At 38.1% G+C, this 5,981-nt stretch carries 6 protein-coding genes; all 6 read left to right on the forward strand.

The features are described 5' to 3' along the window. Positions 1-36: 36 nt before the first annotated feature. Positions 37-768: a hypothetical protein gene (locus tag AB4180_RS22165; protein WP_102250297.1), complete on the forward strand. Its 732-nt coding sequence runs from the start codon at positions 37-39 to the stop codon at positions 766-768. Positions 769-910: 142 nt separating this feature from the next. Then, positions 911-1,579, forward strand: a complete 669-nt coding sequence (locus AB4180_RS22170) for a hypothetical protein (protein ID WP_102250298.1) — start codon at positions 911-913, stop codon at positions 1,577-1,579. A gap of 165 nt (positions 1,580-1,744) precedes the next feature. Further along, positions 1,745-2,389 carry a hypothetical protein gene (locus AB4180_RS22175; protein WP_102250299.1) on the forward strand — a complete coding sequence of 215 codons (645 nt, stop codon included), beginning with the start codon at positions 1,745-1,747 and terminating at the stop codon, positions 2,387-2,389. Between the two features lie 141 nt (positions 2,390-2,530). Beyond that, positions 2,531-2,923 (forward strand): NUDIX hydrolase, encoded by a 393-nt coding sequence (locus AB4180_RS22180; RefSeq protein WP_102250300.1) that lies wholly within the window; start codon positions 2,531-2,533, stop codon positions 2,921-2,923. Between the two features lie 174 nt (positions 2,924-3,097). After that, entirely contained in the window at positions 3,098-4,705 is a 1,608-nt protein-coding gene (locus AB4180_RS22185; protein WP_102250301.1) for an AAA family ATPase, read from the forward strand. A 118-nt stretch (positions 4,706-4,823) separates the two neighbouring features. Continuing rightward, positions 4,824-5,675, forward strand: coding sequence for a DUF2971 domain-containing protein (locus tag AB4180_RS22190; RefSeq protein WP_102250302.1), 852 nt, complete (start codon positions 4,824-4,826; stop codon positions 5,673-5,675). The last annotated feature ends 306 nt before the right edge of the window (positions 5,676-5,981 follow it).

Raw genomic sequence — 5,981 nt, forward strand, 5'->3', positions numbered from 1 at the left:
TACTTAACAAGGCGTTATATTGCAAATTGAGGTTTTATGGAAAAGTTTACATTTATAGATCGTTATTTTCATAGTCAATATGAACTGTTAGATTTTAGATATTCAGAAGATAGAGATATAAATAGTCTCTTTACTTATCTAAATAACTTGCATTCTACAGCTGACAAGTTAAAAGAGTTGTTTAATTGTAATATTAAAAACGACCCTGAATTTAAGTTGTTAAGAATTATTCGAAATTACTTTCATCACGTTGGAGATGTTGATGAAATACGATTATTTGTAACTGTTGATAAAAATGTTATTGTTAGTCACTCGCAGCATCTGATTATTCCACTTGAAACATTTGCAAAAAGTGTTAAGTCATTTATTGACAAAAATACAGTGCCAAAGCATAACAAAAAGTACCAAAAAAGCTTAGATTATGTGGCTAAAGAAATGGCTAGTATTCATGAATGTTTTGATTATTGCTCTGATTTGTTAAATAACATGGAGGCTTGTTGTAATAAGCCTAGTCTAAAGCTTGATGGTAAAGTTTATGAACTTGGTTTCGATATGTATAAATCGGTTTATAATATATCTAATACCATAGCTGATCATTGTCGTAATATAGAACAATTAAAAACAAAGAAAATTGTAGCTGAATTGGATGATTCGTATTCAGTTAAAAATAATATAGGAAAATACGATATACTATGCCATCCTTCAAATGTGCCTATCATGACTATTGAAGGTTTTATATACCCGAAGAATATTGAGTTAGCAATATAACAAATGCATCAACACGATTTACTACACTCGGCATCTCAGGTTGCCGGGTGTTTCTCGTTTTAAGGCGTCAATATTGAGTATAATTGCATAGTAGTAAACGTGTTATGCAGGCGTTATGCCTTACGAAATCTTTAGGACTCATATGGACATCATTAACTCGATACTAGTTGGTAGTTTTGCAGGAGCTAGCATTGTAGCTTTTTTAGCTAAAGTGTTAGTTAATCATCAATTTGAAAAACTAAAGTCTAAACATCTATATGAATTACAAGTACAACAGCAAAATTTTAAAAGTGACTTAGACAAAGAAAGCTATGAGCATAGCTTAAAGTTTAGTCGCCATGAGCAGGATAGAGTTGCAGCCATTAAAGAATTGTACTCGCTAATTATTAACCTTGGTGACGGCATTAGTGATATCTGTACTGTTACAAAGATCAAAGAGGCGGAACTAAATAAGGCTACGTACCTTCTAGGTTTGAGTTCAATTTTCACGATCTTTAGTTCATCTTTTGAAAATATTCATGATTCTAGAAAGACGTTAGAGAAACTGTCAATTTACATTGATGGCGACTTGGAGAAAGACTTAACTGAATCGCTCGATGCAATAGAAAAATACTATGTTCAAGCGTTTAAAAGGGCACAGCAGTTACAAAAAGATGCTGAAAATTTAAGTGGGGAGTTGAATAGTTTGAACCAACCGAAAGATCTTGAAAAATTTTGGTTTGAACTAACTCACAATTGGGAACAGTTAGTAAGCCCGGTTAAAAGCAAGTTAAAGGGTGTTTTACGCATAAAGTTGGGTACTAAGGCATAACAAAGCATTTAAGAGTGATTCGTAACGCTTGGCAGTTTCGCTTCGCTCAAGTATAGCCAAGCGCCACTCACACCTTAATGCGGCGTTATGTTTATCTCAGGACTTGAAAATATCGATTATGCCCTAATATGCAATGTATCTGCTTGCATTAAAGGAAACAATTCGATGAAATCAAGAGATCTAAACACAATACAAGACTTGATCGTAACCAATTACACCATTTCGGCAAATGGTGATGGGAAGTTCACTCATACATTTACACCTGAAAATACCGATACGATTTACACCTTTATAGCGAACGGTACTCCTGAGCTAGAGGAAGGAGAGCACTATAGTATCGGCTTCCATATTGACGACAATGGAAAGAAGATTGTAGACCTATCTTGCGTCGCAAAAAATCAGGGTGTTAACCCTATGCTGAGTTACTTATTTGCACAACAAGAAGCTCTAGATAAGCATACTGTAAATAAGGAAAAGAACGATACTCGTGTAACGCATAAAGCTGAAGATGGTTACTACTGGGGTAAAAAATATGCTTGGCGAGAGTTCGGCATGGCTATTCCTCAAGGAGCTTTTCATGCGTACCTTGAGCAAATTGGGCACCCGGCCGTTCCATGTATCACAATTAATCCTGATCTCCCATACAGCAATAATGATCATTCAATAGCCTATAAGGAAGAAGGATTAGCACAAGCTATTGAAGCTCTCATCGCTTCAGCGGTTAAAGTAACGCCGGCTCGCTACGAGTCACCGCTGTACGCTAAACGTTTTATGATCAAGCCTATCAGCGCCGTTACTGATAAAAAATAAACATAACAAAGCCATCAATACGACCACCAACGCTCGGCATTCTAGGTCTGAATTGGCTGTGGTGTTTTCGGTGGTCTATCAACATCACCGTAATGCGTTGTGGCGTATTATGGCGGGCGTTAGAACTTATAAGGAAATTTGATGGTTGTGCACGAATGTGTATCTTTTTTGCTGGTAGACAATGATAGCGTCTTGCTTGAAAGGCGTAGTGAACAGAAAGAAACAGATGCAGGTAAAATTAATATCCCTGGCGGGCACATAGACGGTGATGAAAGTCAGGTTCAAGCTTTGCTCCGTGAAGTAAGAGAAGAATTAAATGTAAGCCCATTATCGTATAAGTACCTTTGCTCTCTTTATCACCCAACTAGTGAGTTGCAATTAATTCACTATTATTTCGTCGAGAGCTGGAATGGTGAAATTTCAGCTCAGGAGGCTAAGAGTGTACATTGGTATCCATTGTCATCAGCCCCAGTCGATATCGAGGCTGATAGTTTGGCTCTAGCTGAGTTTCAAAGAGTGAGTCAATATCTGTGAGCCCAGTTCTAACAAGCGCTTCAAGCTGATTCGCAACGCATGGCATTTTTGATTCAAATTGGTTTAGTGTTTACGGTGCAATGCAGCCAGTTCGGTTTCGTTGCTCACAACTTAAGCGAGCGTTATGTGATTAAGCATAGTTGGTAAATATTGGTGAATATATAGAGAGGTAAAATGTCTTTCACTATTGAAATTCCGATTGTAGATGGGGTTAAAAGCATAGAGATTCACAATGGTTCATCTGCAATGATTGTAGGTGCAAATGGTTCTGGTAAAACACGGTTGGCTACCTATGTTGAAGAGAAAATAGGAGATAAGGCTCACCGAATTGCTGCCCATAGAGCGTTATCCCTTAACCCAAATGTAAATAAAGTTAGCCAAAGGCAAGCGCTCAGAGGCTTGAAAATAGGTACTGATCAAGATTGGGCTCAACTGACACACAGAGCTAGTTCTCGTTGGAACAATAATGCCTCTGTCTCCCTATTAAATGACTTCGATTATCTATTGCAAGCATTGTTTGCGGAGCAAACAAATAGATCTTTGGAAACACATAACAAAGCTAGGGCTGGTGATCGAAGCGAACCTGTCGCAACAAAGTTTGAAGTATTATCTGAAGCGTGGCAGGAGTTATTACCTCATAGAGAGCTACATATCACTGGTGATGATATTCAAGTCAGTCTCAGTAACAGCAACAACTTATATTCAGCGGCAGATATGAGCGACGGTGAGCGTGCAACGTTTTATATACTAGGGCAGGTGCTCGTAGCTGATGAGAGTTCACTATTAATTTTTGATGAACCTGAATTGCATATTCACAAGTCAATAATGTCCAAGTTATGGGACAAATTGGAAGCTCTACGTCCTGATTGTGCATTTTTATTTATAACTCACGATCTTGAGTTTGCATCGAGTAGAGTTGCAGATAAGTATGTAATTACTTCCTATAACCCTCAACCTTTTTGGGAGATTGGTTGTATCCCTCAAGATACAGGTTTTGACGAACAACTAGTGACTCTTATTATGGGAAGTCGCAAACCGATTCTCTTTGTCGAGGGCAATTATAATAGTCTTGATTTAATGACGTACCGTAGTTGTTACCCTGATTGGACTGTGATTCCTCGTGGTTCTTGTGAACAAGTAATCCATTCCGTTGTAACAATGAGGCAGAATTCAGAACTTACTCGTGTGTTATGTTCCGGAATTGTTGACGCTGATGATTATAGCAGTGAGGATATTGAGTACTTAGATGGACTTGGTATAAAAGTTACTCCTGTATCGGAGGTTGAAAATATTTTCTTGCTGCCGTCAGTTAGCCGAGCCATTTTAGAGTTGGAGGGTTATTCAGGCATAGATCTGACTTCTAAGCATGACCATTATTGCACCTCAATTATAAATAGTATCAGTGATAAAAAAATCGAAGATGTAGTACTGAGACATAGTAAGCGTCGTATAGACAGGGCATTGAAGAAAGTAGATTTAACTGATGCAAAGAGCATTGAAGATCTTTCAACGGTTTTAGATTCAAAGTTGTCTGAACTCGATATTTCTACAATCTCAAATAGCAAGAGACAGGAAATTCAGAATGCTGTAACTAAGCATGACTTATCTGCACTTTTGAAGCATTTTGATAATAAAGGATTACTTGCGTTGGCTGCCACTAATTTAAAAGGTTGTCGGCTAGCTAATTTTGAGCAATGGCTTTCAAGGGTTTTGAGCCAGCAGGCTGACAATGTAGTTAAAAATGCCATAAAAGAACAGATGCCAGAAGTAGAGGCTTGTTAAAATCACATAACAAAGCATTTAAGAGTGATTCGCAACGCTTGGCAGTTTCGCTTCGCTCAAGTATAGCCAAGCGTCGCTCACACCTTAATGCGGCGTTAAATTTAATCAGGAAAACTCAGTGTCAGATGTAATTTATCACTATACAGATATTGGTGCATGCCAAAGCTTGATTGAAAACAAGCAGTTTTGGTTAAGTGCCCATTCGTTTATGAACGATGAGCAAGAGTATTACCAGGGGCTTGATATTCTAGAAAGCAAGCTAGAGTCTTACATTGGAGCCGCGGGTCAATACTCTCAAGACATTACCCAACAGCTCATTTCTCATGTTAAAGAAGTCATGATCTACTCTACATCATTCTCAAAAGAGAGTGACTTGTTATCCCAGTGGCGTAGTTATTGTCCTAAAGAGGGTGGTGTTAGTATTGGTTTTGACAAAGCCACTTTGGAAGCGACGTTGTGTGGCAGAAAAGGTCATGCAAACTTTAGATACCTGCAAGATTGTTGCTACGATGCGAAGCATACGGACTATGTGGCAGATGTTATTGCTAAGGCTACTTTACAAAATTTGGATAAAATGGGTGGAACGTTGCATGAAACCATTTTGCATGAAAATACGTTCCTAGAAATTCTAACGTTTTTAGCCAGAACAAAGAATCCATCATTTTCAGAGGAAGCTGAGGTTAGGCTGTTTTCTTATGGTCACCGTAAGTTGGATGGGATACGAACTCAACAAATAAATAAGTCGCCTTCATTACAGCTAGTTAATACAGAAAGTGTATCTTTTCGCCCCAAGCAAAGCTTTCTCATTCCGTTTCTGAAAATTGACTTTCCAATTGAAGCAATCAAAGAAATAAAAATTGGACCTTCTAATTTTCAAGGTGAATGCATGGAGGGATTGACCATGTACCTTAAGTCCAAAGGATTAGATGTTAAGGTAACGTATTCAGATATCCCATATCGTGTGATTTAAATTTAACAAACAATTTAAGAGTGATTCGGCACGCGTGGCATTTTTGCTATGCGTTGGTTTTAGTGATTTAGGTGGTATGCGGTAGCATTGGTATTGCGTGCCTCACACCTTAATTGGGCGTTAGATTTTATTTGAGTTCATCTATTTATTGGTGAAAAAGTGACTGAAAGTAATAAAAATTCAAAAACGATTGAGGCACTATGTTTTGATGATATGGCAAGGCAGATGCCCTCACAGGAATTGTCAGCGTTGACTAAAGCGAGTGAAGTAGCAAGGCAAATGTCGCTTTATGAGTCTTCGGCTCTA

Source organism: Vibrio sp. 10N.286.49.C3 (assembly GCF_041469545.1).
Lineage (GTDB): Bacteria > Pseudomonadota > Gammaproteobacteria > Enterobacterales > Vibrionaceae > Vibrio > Vibrio tasmaniensis_A.